This window comes from Clostridium ganghwense (assembly GCF_026735165.1).
GTDB lineage: Bacteria > Bacillota > Clostridia > Clostridiales > Clostridiaceae > Clostridium_H > Clostridium_H ganghwense.
The window spans coordinates 84,897-103,115 of sequence record NZ_JAPQES010000003.1 but is presented as its reverse complement, the minus strand read 5'-3'; the positions used below and the strand labels follow the sequence as shown (position 1 = coordinate 103,115).

The window sequence follows — 18,219 nt, the reverse complement described above, 5'->3', positions numbered from 1 at the left end:
GTTATTGACCAAAGATAATATGAAACTATATAATTAAAACAAGATTATATGTTATATAAAAGTATAATATATGTTATGTAAAATAATGTTATATGTTATGGGGCGTTAAGAGAGGAGACGAGTAAGTGTTTACAACTATAAAAACTACGAAAGTTTATGAACAGGTAATTAAACAGATAAAAGGTATGATTTGGGATGGAACTCTTAAAACAGGAGATAAGCTGCCATCCGAGAGAGATTTATCATCACAATTAGGGGTTAGTAGAGCGTCTATAAGGGAAGCTTTAAGAGCACTTGAAGTTGTAGGGCTTTTAGATTGCAGACAGGGAGAAGGAAATTTTATTAGAAAAAATTTTGAAAACAGTTTGTTTGAACCGCTTTCTATCATGTTTATACTTAATAAAAGTAAACCACAAGAAATATTTGAGTTAAGAAGAGTTATAGAAGTGGAAACAGCTGCTCTGGCAGCAAAAATGATAACAGAAGAGGAACTTAAAGAGCTAAGAGAATTAATAGAGAAGATTAGAGAATATGGAGATGAAGATATAAAAGCAAGACTTGATAAAGAATTTCATTTTAAGATAGCTAAAGCTTCAAGAAATTCTTTGATAGTGACTATATTAAATACTATTTCAACTTTGATTGATTCTTTAATAAAGGATGCCAGATTTCAAATATTAAAAAATGAAAGTAATAAAGATATTATTGATTATCATCATAACTGTATTTATAACGCTTTAGAAAGGCACGATTCTCAAGAAGCAGCTACTGTTATGAGAATGCATATGGAATTGATTAATGAAAATCTAATAAAATTAAGCTAGCATGCATAGAGTAGTTATATTTAAATACAAAAAATAGATAACGTTATAAGATTAACACATTGAAAAGGTGAAAAATAATAAATTATGGATTAAAAGTATTCAGTTTTGGCTAATTCCAAGTATAAAGTGGAGTTTATTAAAACAAGGATGCTTTTATTTTTTTTGCCTAAATTCATAAAGTTTGACATTTAACTAACTAATATAGAAAAAGTATCCAAAACAATAAAATTAGAAAAATTTTATAAAAAAGAAAGTATGCAATTTCGTAATCGATTACAGATTTGACGTTAAAAGGGATGAGTTAAAAAAATAACTATTATGGAAATGTTTAGAAATGTGTGATAGTATTTAAACAGATAATCTGATTGTCAGTCCAATGAATAGTAAAATAGAATAAAGAAAAGTAGCTACATTTTCAATTTATTAAAAAAATGGAATTAAGAAGAGGTGTAAAAATGGGATTAGCATTAATAGCTTTAATACCAATTCTAGTAGTAGGAATTTTAATGATAAGGTATAACTGGCCATCTACAAAAGCAATGCCAGTAGGTTTTTTTACTTCTTTGATATTAGCAGCCATCTTTTGGAAAATGCCTCTTAAATGGATTGGGGCAGCTACAATTACTGGAGCTATAAACACTATTGATATATTACTTATAGTTTATGGAGCACTACTTATTCTTCAGATAATGAGAAAAAGTGGTGGAGTTGAAGGAATTGCACAATCTATGGCAGCTGTATCAACTGACAGAAGAGTTCAAGTTATTGTAATAGGTTTCTTGATGGAGGCTTTCTTTGAAGGAGCAGCAGGATTTGGAACACCAGCAGCAGTAGCAGCACCACTACTTGTAGGATTAGGGTTTCCACCGTTAGTAGCAGCTATGGTTGCATTAATAGGAAATAGTGCACCAGTTACTTATGGTGCTGTAGGAACACCAATAATTGGTGGGTTTGCAAGTTTAAAATCTATGGTAGAAGCTGGAGGTTTTCAAGGGGATTTTGGAACTTTCTTGATCAATACAGGTGGTTTTGCAGGTATATTACATCTATTGGTAGGATCATTTATTCCACTTGCTATGGTCTGTACTATGACTTTAATTGTAGATAAGAGCATAAAAAAAGGTTTAGAGGTATGGCCTTTAGCTTTATTTGGAGGTTTAGTATTTACTATTCCAGAAGTACTAATATCAAATTTTGTTGGACCAGAAATTCCATCACTACTAGGAGCTTTAATTGGAATTCCTATATTTGTAATTGCTATTAGAAAAGGAGTATTCATTCCAAAAACTAAGTGGGATTTTAAACCTCATAATGAGTGGGAAGATGATTGGGAAGGTGAAGTTGCAGCATCAGTTGCTAATGTTGAAAATAAAAATGTGATGAGTGCAGGTAAAGCTTGGGCACCATATGTTTTGATAGGAATATTATTATTACTAGGGCGTTTAAAATGGATAGGACTTACTCCAATCCTTAAACAGTGGAATATAACTTGGCATAATATTTTAGGTACATCTTTATCAAGAGGAATAACCCCATTGTACAACCCAGGAGTTATACCATTTATGTTAGTTGCATTAATCATTCCATTCATGCATGGACTTGATAAAAAAGAAGCAGCTAAAGCTTGGAAGGATACTTTAAAACAGATAAAACCAGCTTCAATAGCATTATTCTTTGCTCTTGGTATGACATATATAATGATGAATTCAGGTGCAGCGGCTAATTCAGATTCAATGTTAATCGTAATGGCTAAAACTGCAGCAAATTTAGCAGGACGTGGGTGGTATATAGTAGCACCAATTGTTGGAATATTAGGAGCTTTTATATCGGGAAGTGCAACTGTATCAGATATTATGTTTGGTGCACTTCAGTTTAGTGCAGCAAATCAAGTAGGGATACCAGTAACTCCAATTCTTGCACTACAATCAGTAGGCGCTGCTGCGGGCAACATGATTTGTGTTCATAATGTAGTAGCAGTATTAACAACTGTTGGATTGGTTGGTAAGGAAGGGAAAATTATTAAAAATAATATTAAAATTTCCCTAGGCTATGGTATTTTAGCAGGTATATTTGCTTTGATTATTGTAAGTGTATTTATGAAAAACATATTTTAACTGATTTTTTATATTAAAAAGTAGAAATTATTCTACTTTTTAATATAAAAAATTGGTAGGATGACTATGCCGAAATAAATATAGAAAGTATTTACATGCAAGTTTTACATTTAACTAACTTTAATGTAAAAAGTATGCTGAACAAAATAATTGAAAAAAATTTTTTCAAAAAATATTCAACAGAAGGCTTATACAGCTACAACTGATTACATTTTAATGTAGATAAAGGATTGTTAATAAAATAACTATTATAGAAATATTTAACATATTATGCTAAAATTAAAACATACAAATTGGTAGGACCAATGAATAATACTTTTATAGAAATTAAATCAAAACAATAGTTATAAAATGGTATTTTATAAAAATTAAAATACACAATGGTTCTATCAAAAAACAGTTTAATAATGTAAATATATACAATAATAATACAAAAGTATAAAGGAGAGGGATAGTATGGAGATTCTTATATGTGTAAAACAGGTTCCAGATGATTCTATTGAAATCCATTTGGACAAGGAGAAGAAACAACCTAATTTAAACGGAGTCAGTTTGGTAGCAAATGCATTTGACACATATGCATTAGAGTTAGCAGTTCGTTTTATGGAAGCTAATGGAGGAAATGTTAGTGTATTAAATGTTGGAGCAGATGATTCTATAAACACATTAAAAAATTGTCTTGCTGTAGGAGCTAAAGAAGCATATTTTGTAAAAGATGATTTATATGCAGATTTAGACGCTATTGGAACAGCTGATGTTTTGGCAGATGCTATTCAAAAAATTGAAAAAGACAAAGATAAAAAATTTGATTTAATTCTTTGTGGAATGGAATCCACAGATGAAATTACTGCTCAAGTAGGAGCAATGCTTGCTGAAAAAATAGGGATAGGCTTTGTAAGTAGAGCGATTGAAGTGAATTTAAAAGATGATGTCATGGAAGTTCATCAAGAAACTGAAGAAGGATATAATATAGTTTCTTTAGAATCTCCAGCTGTAGCAACAGTAAGTAAACCAAATTATGATCCACGTTATCCTACTATTAAAACTAAGATGAAAAGCCGTAAGGCAGTCATTCCAACTTATTCAGCAGCAGAAATTGGAGAGGTAAAACAAGCAAAAGTACGTTGTATTGAATATGTTGAACCTCCTAAGAAAGAGGCTGGTATCAAAATTCAAGAGAAAGATATTACATTGGCAGTAAGTGCTGCTATGGAGCAAATGAAAAAAGATAAGGCAATCTAATTAAGGGGGAAAATGAGAGTATGAAAGCATTATTGTTTATTGAAACAGATGGAGAAAAAGCTTTAGGCGGAAGCCTTGAATTGATTAGTGCAGTAAAAGCATTAGACGCAGAAGGAACAGCTCTTGTAGCAGGTAACAGGGCTGCTGCAGATACAGTAGCTGCTTTAGGAATTCCAGTTATTTTTACAGATACTGCTACAGACTGTGATACTTTAACAGAAGTATTATCAGAAACTGTTAAGGAACAAAATCCAGATATTGTTCTATTAGCTAACACAGCATTGGTTAAAGATATTGCACCACGTATTGCAGGACGTATGTGTTTAGGATGTGTAAGTGACGTAATAGGAATGAGTAAAACTGATGGTAAAGTTATATATACTAGACCAGCTTATGGTGGTACAATTTTAGAACAAATTGAAGTAGAAGGCACGGCTGTAGTTACAGTTAGAAATGGAAGTTTTTCAAAGCCAGAGGCTGCTTCAAATGCAGGTGTTACAGAGAAAAAAGTAGAAATTCCAGCTGATGCTGTTAAGGCAAAAATTGTTGATACAGTAAAAGAAATTTCTGAATCTGTTAATTTAGAAGAAGCAGAAGTTATTGTTGCTGGTGGACGTGGAATGGGAAATGCAGAAAATTTCAAACTTGTTGAAGAATTAGCACGTGTACTTGGTGGTGTAGTAGGTGCAACAAGACCACCAATTGAAGAGGGATGGCTTTCTCGTGCACACCAAGTTGGACAATCAGGAAAGATTGTAGCACCAAAACTTTATATTGCATGTGGTGTTTCTGGAGCAACACAACATACATCTGGAATGTCAGGTTCTAATTATATTGTGGCAATTAATAAAGATGAAGAGGCTCCAATTTTTGAAATCGCCGATATAGCTATTGTTGGAAATGCAACTGAGATTCTTCCAGTTATGATTGAAGAAATGAAGAAAGCAAAAGCAGAGTAAAGGTTTTTCTGCTCCTTAGGTTAGAAATGAAAACAAAATTACGTATAATTTGATTTTTAGTACAGGTACAATGCAGTTCATAAAAAGTAGAAAGGAATGAGTATTATGGCTGAGTATAATAAATTAACAGAAGAATTAATTTCAAAATTACAGGAGGCAGCTCCAGGACATATTTTAACAGGTGATGATATCAATGAAGATTATTCTCATGATGAAATGCCTATTTATGGAAAATCGGCTCCGAAGGTTGTATTTATGGCACATTCCACAGAGGAAGTTGCTGCAGTAGTAAAAATATGTAATGAACATAAGATACCAGTAACTCCAAGAGGAGCAGGAACAGGACTTGTAGGTGGAGCAGTTCCACTTTTAGGTGGTGTTTTAATTGATATTACAAAGATGAATAAAATACTTTCTTATGATTTAGAAAATTTTGTTGTTCATGTTCAAGCTGGTGTTTTGTTAAATGATCTTGCAGAGGATTGTACAAAACAAGGGTTATTATACGCTCCAGATCCTGGTGAAAAGTTCGCTTGTTTAGGTGGAAATGTTTCGACAAATGCTGGCGGAATGAGAGCTGTTAAATATGGTGCAACACGTGATTATGTACGTGAAATGACAGTTGTTCTTCCAACAGGAGAAATTACTCACTTTGGAGCTACAGTATCAAAAACAAGTTCAGGTTATAGTTTGAAAGATTTAATAATAGGTTCCGAAGGTACACTTGGAATTATTACAGAACTTACTTTGAAAGTTATGCCAGCACCAAATGTAGTTGCTAGTTTGATTGTTCCTTTTGAAAATTTGAATGATTGTATATCTACTGTTCCTAAACTTAAAATGACAAACATAAATCCACAAGCATTGGAATTTATGGAGAGAGAAATTGTTCTTGCTAGTGAAAGATATCTTGGAAAAAGTGTATTTCCACAAGTAATTGATGGAACAACCGCAAATGCTTATTTGCTTGTTACTTTAGATGCAGGTAGTGAAGATGAGTTAGATACTCTTATTGAGCAAGCTAGTGAAATAGCATTAGAAGCAGGAGCAATTGATGTTCTTATAGCTGATACACCTGCAAAGATGAAAGATGCATGGGCAGCTCGTTCTAGCTTCTTAGAGGCAATTATGGCAGAAACAAAATTATTAGATGAATGTGATGTCGTAGTTCCTGTAAATAAGATTCCTTCTTATCTTGAATTTGTAAATAAAGCTGGTGAAGAATGTGGACTTGCTATTAAAAGCTTTGGACATGCAGGAGATGGAAATCTTCACATATACCAATGCAGTAATGATTTAGAAGAAGCAGAATTTAAAGCAAGAGTTGATAAATTTTTCGATCTTATTTACCCAGAAGCAACAAAATGTGGAGGTCTTGTTTCAGGCGAACATGGAATTGGTAGTGGAAAGATCAGCTATTTAGTAGATAGTGTTGGAGAAATAAATATAAACTTAATGAAAGGCATTAAACAAGTGTTTGATCCGAATGGTATTATGAATCCAGGTAAAGTATGTTGCCTATTAGATGGTAACAACTAATAAAACACAATTAAAATACAAATATAAAAAAAGAAGGGTAGGGAATTAATATGGATTTTAAACTAAGTGAAAATCATCAACAATTACAAGAAATGTATCGTGATTTTGCAGAAAATGAGGTAAAACCAATTGCAAAAGAAATTGATGAAAGTATGCGTTTTCCAGAAGAAAATGTAGCGAAAATGGCTGAAATGGGATTATTCGGAATTCCATTCCCAGAAGAATATGGTGGATCTGGAATGGATACATTAAGTTATATACAATGTGTAGAAGAATTATCTAAATGTTGTGCAACAACAGGTGTTATTGTTTCAGCACATACAAGTCTTTGTGCAACACCAATTTACACATATGGTACAGATGAACAAAAAGAGAAATATTTAAAACCACTTGCTTCAGGTGAAAAGTTAGGTGCCTTTGGATTAACAGAACCTGCTGCTGGAACTGATGCTTCTATGCAAAAGACAACAGCTGTATTAGAAGGAGACCATTATGTATTAAATGGCAGCAAGATATTTATTACTAATGCAGGATATGCAGACATATATATTATTTTGGCTATGACAGATAAGAGTAAGGGAACAAAGGGTATTTCAGCATTTATCGTTGAAAAAGATTTCCCTGGTTTTTCTGTTGGAAGTCATGAAATAAAGATGGGAATCCGTGCATCTTCTACATGTGAATTATTCTTTGATAATTGCATAGTTCCAAAGGAAAATCTTTTAGGAGAAGAAGGTAAAGGATTTAAGATTGCAATGGCAACTCTTGATGGAGGGCGTATTGGTGTTGCTGCACAAGCTCTTGGTATTGCAGAAGGTGCAATAGAAGAAACTGTAAAATATGTTAAGGAACGTGTTCAATTTGGACGTCCTATTTCAAAATTCCAAAATACACAATTTGAACTTGCTCAAGTGCGTGCAAATACAGAAGCTGCAAAACTTTTAGTATATCAAGCTGCATGTGCAAAGGATGATCATCAAAGATTTTCACATTTAGCTGCTATGGCAAAATTGGTTGCTTCTAGAAATGCCAGCGATGTAACAAGACGTTGTTTACAATTATTTGGTGGCTATGGATATTCAAGTGATTATCCAATTGAAAGAATGATGCGTGATGCAAAAATAACAGAAATTTATGAAGGAACATCAGAAGTTCAAATGATGGTAATTTCTGGATGGATGGATGTTAAATAATAGATAACTAAAATTAAATAAAAGACAGATGTTCAGGAAGATGGTTTCCTGAACATCTGTTTTTAACGGATTAGAATTAATAGTTTTTCTTAATCCCTTTGATTTTAATATGAAAAACAGCACCTATTTTACTAGATGCTGTTTTTCATATTTTTAAGTTTACTTTGAACTCTTAAATTATAACAATAAATGTAGTATAATAGAAAATATATATTTATTAGAATTGGGGGTATTATGATGAATAACAAGAAAATTATTAGCTCATTGCTAATATATTTTTTCATTGTTACCTTATTACCAGTAGGATTTTTAGTAGAAAGTGTACAAGCTGCTGAGGGATATGAGACATACAATGAAGAAAAAACAAGTATTCAAAATAAGTACGATATTGATGGTGAAATTCTACAGGTTAAGCAATATGATGACTACAGCTTAGCACTTACAGGAGATGCATTATATTTTATTGAGAATGGAAAAGCTAAAAAGTATGATTTAGGTAAAATGGATATATTTCCAAGTACTAAAATTAATAGAAATGGCAAGTACATATATTTGACTCCATATAGAAGAAATTCAGCGTATAAATTGTTAAGTATAGATACAGAAAAGTTTGAAGCAAAATCTAACTTGATTAATCAATATATAGATTTTGAACCTTATTCTTGTAGACTACAAGAAGTAGCTATTGATAGCAATAATAATAAATGGTTTTCTGTATATAGAAGAGACAAGCTTAAATATGAATTATTAAGAGTAGATAATACACAAAACAGTAGTGCAAATACTGTTGCAGAGTTTGATTGGGATAGAAAATTCCATTATGATGATGCTTTTACTAATCTTAAGGTAGATTCAAATAATAATGCTTGGTTTAAAATTACTCAGAATGATTACAAAGCTAAAAAATATATGTTAGGAAGAGTTTCACAAGGAGGAACAGTTCAAAAATTTAATTTTGAAGATTATATAAAGGGTTATGAAATAGCTAATGACGGAACATTATGGGCTGCTGCTGGAGATAAAGTAATACATTTTGATAAGAGCGGAAAAATTATAAAGGAATTTAAGGTTCCAAAAGTTAAAGATATTAGTATTGATAAAACAGGAAATGTATGGGCTTTAGATAATAATAGTGTTAAACAGCTGATTAATGACCAGTTTAAAGAGGAATACAAAGCATCAAAAAATAGTAAAGAAATAAATGTTGAAAGTAAAAGTAAAATCGCTATCAGAGATGTAAAAGGTTTAAAGTTAATCAATGGTAATAATGAAGAAGAGGTTATGGTTAGCAGTTATGTAAATAATTATGCTTTTGTTTTAAAGGATAAAAGTAATGATATCAGAATATTAAGTGATAATTACAAATATAGTGAAGAAGACAAGCTAAAGGATGATATATTAGTAGAGACAACATTAAAAAATGGTGAATTTAAGATAAACAATACCGTTGCAACAAATTATAGAACCTATGAGGGAGCTGTTTTATATAAAAATGAAGTGTATTTGCCTTCGTATAATTCGGTATATAAGATAACAAATAATTCATTAGAAGAATATATAAAACTTATCAAAGACAATAGTAGTGATACCTTTAAGGAGGTAAGAGCTATGGAATTTGATAATAATGAACTTTTATATGTTTTAGGTACAGATAAAATTTATATTGTAGATAAAAATAAAAATGTAGAAGAAATAAGCTTGTCTGAGATTAATGATGGCAAAAAGGCATATCGTTATAATTTATTAAAAGATAATCAAGGAAAAATATATCTAGTTACTAAAACGTTGGATAAGAAAGTATGTCTTTATGAATTAAAAGGAAAAGATTATAAGAAGATAAATTATAGATTAAGCTCTGGCAAAGAACCATCTGATATATTCCTTAGTGAAAATGATGAATTAGAGTTTGTATATAATGCTGCTGAAAATGGGTATATGGTATATAAGTTAGATGGAAATAATATGATGGCAAAGGATATGAGGTTTGCAAATCAAGGAGCTAGTCTCATGGAAACTTACAGTGAAATTAATGGACTAGAGAAAACAGGAGATGGCAAGTTAGTTTTGTGGGTAGATTCAAATATGATCTACACTAAAGATAAGGGTGCAGATAATTTTGTATGTAATTATGATATTAAAACTGATGATTATATAACAAGTATGGAAACTGGTAGTGATGGAAGAGTCTATATTGGTACTTATTGTGAAGGAATAATTTGCTATGGAAAAAGTAATAGCATCAGTGATTCAATTCCTTCAGAAGTAGTTCCTAAGGAACATGAAGAGAAAAACGCTGAAAATTCTGAAGATGTATCTACAAATAAAGAGTGGACAGTTAAATTTAATATGAAGTTAGATAAAGATAGTGTTAATGAAAGTAATATCTTGGTAGTTGATAAAGATGGAGCAAAGCAAAAGGTAAAAGTTTATTTAGGAAGTGATAATACTTCAATTAAGTTAGCTCCACAAGTTAATTATAAGGATGGGGAAGCTTATTATATAGTAATAAAAGAAACTGTTAAATCTTCATCAGGAAGTAATTTAAGTAAGCCTGTAATAGTAAAGTTTAATACTAAAAAAGCTGAAAAAGAAGAAACAGAAGAAACTGGAGATAACTTAGATGTTAAATTTGAGATCATAGAATCTAAGGATTTAGATACAAGAGAAAAAAGTTTTACTGATTATATAATAACTGTTTGGAAGGATTCTGTAGAAGATAATAACACTAAAGTTTCAAAGGCAGTAATAAAAAATGTAAGTCTTGGATCTTCGACAGCTTATGTATTATTTGATTCAGAAATTTTAACTAAAAAAGACAAAGAAACTGTTAAAGAAGTAAAGACAATAAAGCTAAATGTGAAGAAGCAAGATGGTGTTTGGAAAATAGTAGAATAAAAAGAAGCTTAGAGAGTTTAGAAAAGGCAATGATGGCTTGCTGTCATTAGCCTTTTTTATATAGATTTATTTACAGTAGAAGATAGAATTTATAAAGTGGTGAGAGTGAGATGAAAAAAAATAAAGTGCAAATATACATTTTAATAGCTCTGATAATACTTTTCCCTTACAATACTTTGGGAGAGGGATTTGGAAGTGTTATTTTAACCTTTGCTGCAGTGATTTTTTTACATATGTATAGAAAGGAAGAATTTAAATTAGATAAAAAGTATTTATATTTTCTTAGTGTGTTATGTGGTGTAGGTGTAGTTTCGCTAGGAATAACAAAGGACACAATAAGTTCCCTTACTGGACTTACAATATATATTAATGCAGTATTATTTTATATTATTTTCTCAAATTTAAGGAAGGTCAGGAAGCACATATTAGAAGTAGTAACTTATTTAATAAGTGCTTCGACTTTAGTATTTGTAATTTATCAAGGAATTATACTACATAAAAGAATAGATGGTAATTTAGGATATGCAAATACATATGCTTTAGTTTTAATAATAGGATTATATATAAATGAAATTTTGAGAGAAGAAAAATTATCTTTTTTATTTGAGATAATATTAATTGTTGGAATTTTTTATACAGGATCAAGAAATTCATTATTTTATTTGATAATCTTTTTAGGAGTTAGATTATTTTATAATTTTAAGAAAGAAAAATTTATAAGCTTATGGAGCTTATTTATAGCGCTCTTGATTTATATAGGGGTTGAGTACTTAGGAATAGGCATAATGTTTATTATACCTTTAGTTTTGTATTTACTACATTATATAGGTAAAAAAATGAGCTTAAAGTCTAAAAATTTCGCAGTAGTAATCGTGGGGATTTTAAGTATTACCTTTTCTATGTTCTTTAAAACTCAGTGGCTGCTTAGAATAAAAAATATTTCGTTTAAGACTCCAGTTTTGCAGGAAAGATTGGTGTATTATGACGATGTGCTAAAAAGTATAATAAAAAATCCAATGGGACATGGAATAAATGCTTTTGAATACAGACAATACTTAGAGCAGTCAGCTTTTTATGATGTTAGATATGTGCATAATTCTATACTTCAAAGAGGATATGATTTAGGAATTTTAGGTGTGTTAATCTTTGTTATTATAGGAGGTTATGGAATATATTTATTAGTTAAAAGTGATGATGAAAACAAAAAATATTATATACCACTAGTTTTAAGTATATATTGTCACAGTCTTTTAGATTTTGATTTTGCATATCCTCAAATTTTTATATTTGTTGTTATGATTGTAGCTTTTGGAGGAGCAGAGAAAAAGCTGCAGAATATAAAGAATAAAAAGATAGTAATGATTTTAGGCAAATTTGTTTTAATACTGTTCAGCGTCTATTTAATAATGATTAATTTTATGAGTTTTATTGGCAGCAATTATGAAAATAAAGGAAAATACGAAAAAGCTTTAGGTATTTATAATATAGAAAAAAATATTACGTTTAAAAATCCTAAAAATTATGCTGCAATAGCTCAGGTATATAACAAGAAATATTTAGAGACAGGAAATGAAGAAAACTTAAAAAGATGTATTGAGAATTTAGAAAAAGCTCATGAAATAAATGGGTATGATCCAAGAATAGTAGGCAATCTAGCTTTTAGCTACGATAAATTAAAAGATGATAATAAGGCAGTTAAATACTATGAAGAGTTTATAGAAAAAGAAAAATTTTATTATCCAATGTATAATGCTTATTACAATTTCTTAAATTCAAGATATGACAGTTCTAAAGACAGTTTTTATAGTGAGAAGATTAAGAGTGTGATAGAAATATATAGTCTCAATTATAAAAAATTAAATCCAAGGGCTAAATATATGAAGGAACAAATGGTGAAACCAGATATAAATAAAAATCTCAATATGAGAAAATAGAAAGTGATTTCTCATATTGAGACAAAATATTTCTCAATATGAGAAATTGACGTGTTCGAATTTGTAAAAAAAGCTGAAAATAAGTAATGAAAAAATTGGCATAATTATTGCTCCTTAAAATTAAAAATAAAAGAAGGGGGAATAATTATGCACATTCCAGATAATTATTTAAGTCCATCTACATGTGCTGCGCTGGGGGCAGTTATGCTTCCGATATGGAGAAGAGCAGCAGTAAAAGTTAAACAAGAGCTATCACGAAAAAAGATGCCTCTTCTTGGCATTTGTGCGGCTTTTTCATTTCTTATAATGATGTTTAATGTACCTCTTCCAGGTGGTACAACAGGTCATGCTGTAGGAGCTACTTTAGCAGCCATTCTTTTAGGTCCTTATGCAGCAGCTATTTCAGTTACTATTGCCCTTGTTATACAAGCGTTATTTTTTGGAGACGGTGGAATTTTAGCTATTGGAGCTAACTGTTTTAATATGGCATTTATTATGCCTTTTGTAGGATATTATATTTATAAATTTATAAGTAGTAGATTAAAAGGAGAAAAAGGTGAATATGTTGCCAGCTTTATTGGAGCATATATATCTTTAAATGTAGCAGCATTTTTTACAGCTTTAGAATTTGGAATTCAGCCGCTTTTATTTAAAGATGCAGTAGGTCTTCCACTCTATTGCCCATATGGGATTGAGGCTGCAATACCAGCTATGTTGATACCTCATTTATTAGTGGCAGGAGTAATTGAAGGAGTGGTTACTACAGCTGTATATGGTTATGTAAAGAAAACTTCACCTTCTGCAATATACGAAGACACTTCTGTAAAAATGAACCCTATTTATGGATTAATTACAGCTATGATTTTATTTGTACCTATAGGACTTTTGGCTACAGGAACAGCATGGGGAGAATGGGGTACAGATGAAATAAAAGATATGCTGGGATTTATACCTAAGGGTATGAAAGATGGATTTAATTTTGAAGCTATTATGCCTGATTATTCTATTTCAGGACTTCCAGAAATTGCAGGATATATTCTTTCAGCTGTAGCTGGAGTTGCATTAATATTGATTATTATTAAATTTGCAACAAAGAAAAAACATAAGAACCATGTAACTTATTAAATAAAGCAGGTGAAGGTATGTCAGCAGATTGGCTTTTTAAAAAAGAAGAATATATACCAGAGAAAGATCATCAGCAGTTTTTGGATAAAAGTATTATTTCTATCTTAAAGGTACTTTCAAAAATTAGAAGAAGAGGAGTATACAGTAATAAATTTATATACAGAGTAAATCCAACTTTAAAGGTGTTTTTTACACTTTTAAATATTATTTTAATCTCTATATCTAGAAGTTATATATATGTTTTATTAATAGATACATGTGTTTTGGGAACTGCATTAACTTTAGATAATGAAGAAAGACGAAATATTCTAACAATTAGTGTGGTAATTCCTTTATTTACACTTATAATGTTAATTCCTTCGTTAATGGGAGGGAATATAAAGAATAGCATACTCATTTTAATTAAGGTAATAGGAACTATAGTTTCTGTAAACCTTTTATCATATACAACTAAATGGGATCATGTAACTAAAGCATTAAAGCTCTTATTTATACCCGACTTATTTATATGGGTTATGGAAATAACCATTAAATATATTGTGCTTTTAGGAGAATACTCTGTTGAACTATTATATGCCCTAAAGCTCAGATCTGTAGGAAAAAATAATAAAAAATATAAGAGTATATCTAAAATTATGGGTAATTTATTTTTAAAGTCAAAGGAAATGGGAGAAGAGATGTTTTCTGCTATGGAATGCAGAGGGTTTACTGGTGAGTATACTGCTCCGCTTAACTCAAAGATAAGAAAAAATGATGTTCTGTACTTCATAATAAATTTAAGTTTTATAATAATTTTCATATTAACTACAATATAAACTTTAGGGGAAGGAGACAGTATGATTGAAGTAAAAAATGTAACCTATAGCTATAAAGATAGAATTGCACTTAAGGACATATGCGTTGAAATAAATGAAGGTGAAGCTATTGCACTAATTGGTCCTAACGGTAGTGGTAAGTCTACTTTTCTAAAGGTTTTAAATGGTATAGCTTTTCCACAAAAGGGAGAATACATTTTTGATGGTGAGAAAATTACAGAGAAAAAGCTGAATAACAATACTTTTTCAAAGCTTTTTCATAAAAAGATGGGATTTATATTTCAAAATTCTGATACTCAGCTTTTTTGCTCTACAGTATATGAAGAAATAGCTTTTGGACCTAGGCAGATGGGAATTGATGAGGAAGAAGTGAACAAAAGAGTATACGATTGTCTGGAACTTTTAAATATTGAAAAAATAAAGCACGAAGCTCCGTATAATTTAAGTGGAGGAGAAAAAAAGAGAGCAGCTATTGCATGTATACTTTCCATGAATCCAGAGGTTATAACTTTAGATGAACCCATGAATGGAATTGATCCTAAGGGGAAAAAATTTCTAAGAGAGCTTATGAAAAAGCTTAATGCTTCAGGAAAAACCCTTATCTGTTCTACACATGATTTTGAATATGTAGAGGGGATTTTTAAAAGAGCTATTGTATTTTCTGAAGATCATAGAATAATACGAGATGATGATTATAACAAGGTTATACAAGATGAAGAATTTTTAGTTAAAAATAACATAAAGTAAATGTAAAAAGGAGAGAGAAACCTATGAAAATACTTTATTATGATTGTTTTTCAGGAATAAGTGGAGATATGAATTTAGGTGCTATGGTTGATTTAGGAGTGGATAAGGATTATCTAATTAAAGAACTTTCAAAATTAAATCTAGATGATGAATATGAAATAAGAGTAGGAAGAGACAGCAGAAAAGGGATTGAAGGAACAAAAGTTGATGTGATTTTAAAGCATCATCACCATCATGATCATAACAATAATCATCATGCACATAGTCATGAGCATCATCATGTACATAGAAATCTAAAGGATATTGAAGAGATTATAAACTCTAGTAGTTTAAGTGATAATGTTAAAAAATTAAGTTTAGATATGTTTATGAAGGTAGCAGAAGCAGAAGCAAAGGTTCACGGAAAGCCTTTGTACGAAGTTCACTTTCATGAAGTAGGAGCTACAGATTCCATAGTAGATATTGTTGGAGCAGCTATATGTTTAGATTATTTAAAGGTTGATAAGGTAATGGCATCTTCCGTAGAGCTTGGTGGAGGATTTGTAAAATGTGCTCATGGACTAATTCCAGTTCCAGCACCAGCAACAGTAGAAATTTTGAAAGGAATTCCAGTAAAATCAGGGATTGTTCCCTTCGAAACAACTACACCAACAGGAGCTGCAATTTTGGCTTCTAATGTGGATGAATTTACTGATATAAAAGAGTTTAGTATAGAGAAAATTGGATATGGTGTAGGTGGAAGAGATACAGAAATACCTAATGTATTGAGAGTTTATTTAGCTAAAAAAAAAGTAAAAAATTAATAAATGAAGAAATAGAAGAGGATGAATGTCATATATTAGAGTGTAATATAGATGATATGAATCCAGAAGTGTATGGTTATATAATGGAGAAGCTTTTTAATAGTGGAGCCTTAGACGTATATAGAACACCAATTTTTATGAAAAAGAACAGGCTTGGAATAATACTGAGTGTTCTTTGTGGGGAAGAAAACAAGGATAATCTAAAAGAAATAATATTTATGGAAACTACAACACTGGGAATTAGAGAATACAAAGTTCATAGAAGTAAGCTTAAAAGAAATTTTTCTAATGTGAGTACAATCTATGGAGAAGTAAGGGTTAAAAATGGATATTATCAAGGTAAGAAAATTAAGTGGAAAGCAGAGTATGAGGACTGTAGAAAATTAGCAGAAAAAAATAATGTTCCAATTAAAAATGTATATGAGGAAGTTTTAAAAAATATAAAGGAGTAGAAAGCTAATGATGAATGATAAATATAACAAACTTCTAGAATATTTAAAAGAGTTGAAAAGTGCAGCTGTTGCTTTCTCAGGTGGGGTGGACAGTACCTTTTTACTAAAGGCGGCAAAAGAGGCTTTAGGTGATAAGGTTATAGCAGTAACTGTAGTATCGCCTTATATACCTAATTGGGAAATAGAAGAAGCTAAGGAATTGGTGGCTGAATTAGGTATAAAGCATGAGTTTGTAGAGGTTCCTGTGATAATGGATGAAATTAAATTTAATCCAGATAATAGATGTTACTTATGCAAAAAAGCTATTTTTACTAAAATAAAAGAATTTGCAAGTAAAAATGGATATAAATATGTCTTGGATGGTACTAATTTAGATGATACAAAGGATTATAGACCAGGACTTATTGCATTACGTGAACTTAAAATTAAAAGTCCCTTACTAGAAAACAATTTAACAAAAAATGACATAAGAGAATTATCTAAAGAATTAGGACTTAAAACGTGGAAAAAACCAGCTTATGCTTGCTTGCTTTCAAGAATTCCTTATGGCAATGAGATTAAAATAGAAGAACTACAAAGAGTTGAAAAAGCAGAAAGGTATCTAATGAGTATAGGCTTTGAAGCTGTTCGTGTTAGATGTCATAAAGATTTAGCAAGAGTAGAAGTACAGAGAGAAGATAGACACAAGTTATTTAATGAAGGACTTTTAGATAGTATTTCTACTAACCTTAAAGAGTTTGGATTTAAGTATGTATCTTTAGATATGGAAGGGTATAGAGTTGGAAGTTTAAATGAAACCTTAAAAGAGGTGAAGAAAATATGAATTCAGAGAATATAAAGAATTTACTGGAAGAAATAAAAAGTGGAAATGTATCAGTTGATGAAGGTGTAAATAAACTTAGTGATTTACCTTTTAAAGATTTAGGTTATGCAATGATTGATAATCACAGAGAAATTAGGGTAGGTTATCCAGAGGTTATTTATTGTGCAGGGAAAACAGTAGAGCAGGTAAAAGGCATCATAGAATTTATGAATACTAAGGAAAATAATATTTTAGGTACTAGAGCTACTAAAGAAATGTATGAGCAGGTTAGAGAAATATGTAAAGATGCTAAATATAATGAGTTGGCGAGAACTATTACTGTAAAGAAAAAAGAGATAGAGCTTACAGACACTTATATTGCTGTAGTTACTGCAGGGACATCAGATTTACCTGTAGCAGAGGAAGCAGCAGTAACAGCAGAGATTTTTGCAAATAGAGTAGAGAGAATTAGTGATGTTGGAGTAGCGGGAATACATAGATTGTTTAATAAATTAGATGTGATTAGAGGCGCAAAAGTTGTAATTGCAGTGGCTGGAATGGAAGGAGCACTTGCTAGTGTGGTAGGAGGACTTGTGGATAAACCAGTAATAGCTGTACCTACTAGTGTTGGATATGGAGCTAATTTTGGAGGACTTTCAGCTCTTTTATCCATGTTAAATAGCTGTTCAAGTGGTACTAGTGTAGTTAATATAGATAATGGCTTTGGAGCAGGATATTTGGCTAGTATGATAAATAAACTATAAAAAAGAGATGG

The 18,219-nt window shown here is 30.7% G+C and carries 13 protein-coding genes and 1 pseudogene; all 14 read left to right on the top strand.

The features are described from left to right. Positions 1 to 125 precede the first annotated feature (125 nt). Positions 126 to 824, top strand: a complete 699-nt coding sequence (locus tag OXH55_RS09720; RefSeq protein WP_268049742.1) for a FadR/GntR family transcriptional regulator — start codon at positions 126 to 128, stop codon at positions 822 to 824. 431 nt (positions 825 to 1,255) lie between these two features. Next, on the top strand, positions 1,256 to 2,938 hold the full coding sequence (locus OXH55_RS09715) for an L-lactate permease (RefSeq protein ID WP_268049741.1): 1,683 nt from the start codon (positions 1,256 to 1,258) through the stop codon (positions 2,936 to 2,938). Between the two features lie 456 nt (positions 2,939 to 3,394). After that, positions 3,395 to 4,180, top strand: coding sequence for an electron transfer flavoprotein subunit beta/FixA family protein (locus tag OXH55_RS09710; RefSeq protein WP_268049740.1), 786 nt, complete (start codon positions 3,395 to 3,397; stop codon positions 4,178 to 4,180). A gap of 20 nt (positions 4,181 to 4,200) precedes the next feature. Then, complete coding sequence (locus tag OXH55_RS09705) at positions 4,201 to 5,139, top strand: electron transfer flavoprotein subunit alpha/FixB family protein (protein WP_268049739.1); 939 nt, start codon at positions 4,201 to 4,203, stop codon at positions 5,137 to 5,139. Between the two features lie 105 nt (positions 5,140 to 5,244). Continuing rightward, positions 5,245 to 6,678: an FAD-binding oxidoreductase gene (locus OXH55_RS09700; RefSeq protein ID WP_268049738.1), complete on the top strand. Its 1,434-nt coding sequence runs from the start codon at positions 5,245 to 5,247 to the stop codon at positions 6,676 to 6,678. 50 nt (positions 6,679 to 6,728) lie between these two features. Next, positions 6,729 to 7,871, top strand: a complete 1,143-nt coding sequence (locus tag OXH55_RS09695; protein WP_268049737.1) for an acyl-CoA dehydrogenase — start codon at positions 6,729 to 6,731, stop codon at positions 7,869 to 7,871. A 237-nt stretch (positions 7,872 to 8,108) separates the two neighbouring features. After that, positions 8,109 to 10,766 (top strand): Ig-like domain-containing protein, encoded by a 2,658-nt coding sequence (locus OXH55_RS09690; protein ID WP_268049736.1) that lies wholly within the window; start codon positions 8,109 to 8,111, stop codon positions 10,764 to 10,766. A 110-nt stretch (positions 10,767 to 10,876) separates the two neighbouring features. Then, positions 10,877 to 12,700 (top strand): O-antigen ligase family protein, encoded by a 1,824-nt coding sequence (locus tag OXH55_RS09685; RefSeq protein WP_268049735.1) that lies wholly within the window; start codon positions 10,877 to 10,879, stop codon positions 12,698 to 12,700. A gap of 147 nt (positions 12,701 to 12,847) precedes the next feature. After that, positions 12,848 to 13,825 (top strand): cobalt transporter CbiM, encoded by a 978-nt coding sequence (gene cbiM, locus OXH55_RS09680; protein ID WP_268049734.1) that lies wholly within the window; start codon positions 12,848 to 12,850, stop codon positions 13,823 to 13,825. A gap of 17 nt (positions 13,826 to 13,842) precedes the next feature. Further along, positions 13,843 to 14,640 (top strand): energy-coupling factor transporter transmembrane component T, encoded by a 798-nt coding sequence (locus tag OXH55_RS09675; protein WP_268049733.1) that lies wholly within the window; start codon positions 13,843 to 13,845, stop codon positions 14,638 to 14,640. Positions 14,641 to 14,661: 21 nt separating this feature from the next. Further along, the gene (locus OXH55_RS09670) at positions 14,662 to 15,387 is read left to right on the top strand and encodes an energy-coupling factor ABC transporter ATP-binding protein (RefSeq protein ID WP_268049732.1); all 726 of its coding nucleotides are present in this window, start codon (positions 14,662 to 14,664) and stop codon (positions 15,385 to 15,387) included. 23 nt (positions 15,388 to 15,410) lie between these two features. Next, positions 15,411 to 16,642: pseudogene (larC, locus tag OXH55_RS09665) on the top strand (nickel pincer cofactor biosynthesis protein LarC). Between the two features lie 10 nt (positions 16,643 to 16,652). Continuing rightward, positions 16,653 to 17,465, top strand: coding sequence for an ATP-dependent sacrificial sulfur transferase LarE (larE, locus tag OXH55_RS09660; protein WP_268050072.1), 813 nt, complete (start codon positions 16,653 to 16,655; stop codon positions 17,463 to 17,465). Continuing rightward, the gene (gene larB / locus OXH55_RS09655) at positions 17,462 to 18,208 is read left to right on the top strand and encodes a nickel pincer cofactor biosynthesis protein LarB (RefSeq protein ID WP_268049731.1); all 747 of its coding nucleotides are present in this window, start codon (positions 17,462 to 17,464) and stop codon (positions 18,206 to 18,208) included. Before larE ends, larB begins: the two co-directional genes overlap by 4 nt. The last annotated feature ends 11 nt before the right edge of the window (positions 18,209 to 18,219 follow it).

What these genes read in the sequence shown, in the direction of transcription:
- OXH55_RS09715 (WP_268049741.1), top strand. Translation starts at nt 1,256, where the DNA reads ATGGAATTAAGAAGAGGTGTAAAAATGGGATTAGCATTAATAGCTTTA.
- OXH55_RS09710 (WP_268049740.1), top strand. Translation starts at nt 3,395, where the DNA reads ATGGAGATTCTTATATGTGTAAAACAGGTTCCAGATGATTCTATTGAA.
- OXH55_RS09705 (WP_268049739.1), top strand. Translation starts at nt 4,201, where the DNA reads ATGAAAGCATTATTGTTTATTGAAACAGATGGAGAAAAAGCTTTAGGC.
- OXH55_RS09700 (WP_268049738.1), top strand. Translation starts at nt 5,245, where the DNA reads ATGGCTGAGTATAATAAATTAACAGAAGAATTAATTTCAAAATTACAG.
- OXH55_RS09695 (WP_268049737.1), top strand. Translation starts at nt 6,729, where the DNA reads ATGGATTTTAAACTAAGTGAAAATCATCAACAATTACAAGAAATGTAT.
- OXH55_RS09690 (WP_268049736.1), top strand. Translation starts at nt 8,109, where the DNA reads ATGAATAACAAGAAAATTATTAGCTCATTGCTAATATATTTTTTCATT.
- OXH55_RS09685 (WP_268049735.1), top strand. Translation starts at nt 10,877, where the DNA reads ATGAAAAAAAATAAAGTGCAAATATACATTTTAATAGCTCTGATAATA.
- cbiM (WP_268049734.1), top strand. Translation starts at nt 12,848, where the DNA reads ATGCACATTCCAGATAATTATTTAAGTCCATCTACATGTGCTGCGCTG.
- OXH55_RS09675 (WP_268049733.1), top strand. Translation starts at nt 13,843, where the DNA reads ATGTCAGCAGATTGGCTTTTTAAAAAAGAAGAATATATACCAGAGAAA.
- OXH55_RS09670 (WP_268049732.1), top strand. Translation starts at nt 14,662, where the DNA reads ATGATTGAAGTAAAAAATGTAACCTATAGCTATAAAGATAGAATTGCA.
- larE (WP_268050072.1), top strand. Translation starts at nt 16,653, where the DNA reads ATGAATGATAAATATAACAAACTTCTAGAATATTTAAAAGAGTTGAAA.
- larB (WP_268049731.1), top strand. Translation starts at nt 17,462, where the DNA reads ATGAATTCAGAGAATATAAAGAATTTACTGGAAGAAATAAAAAGTGGA.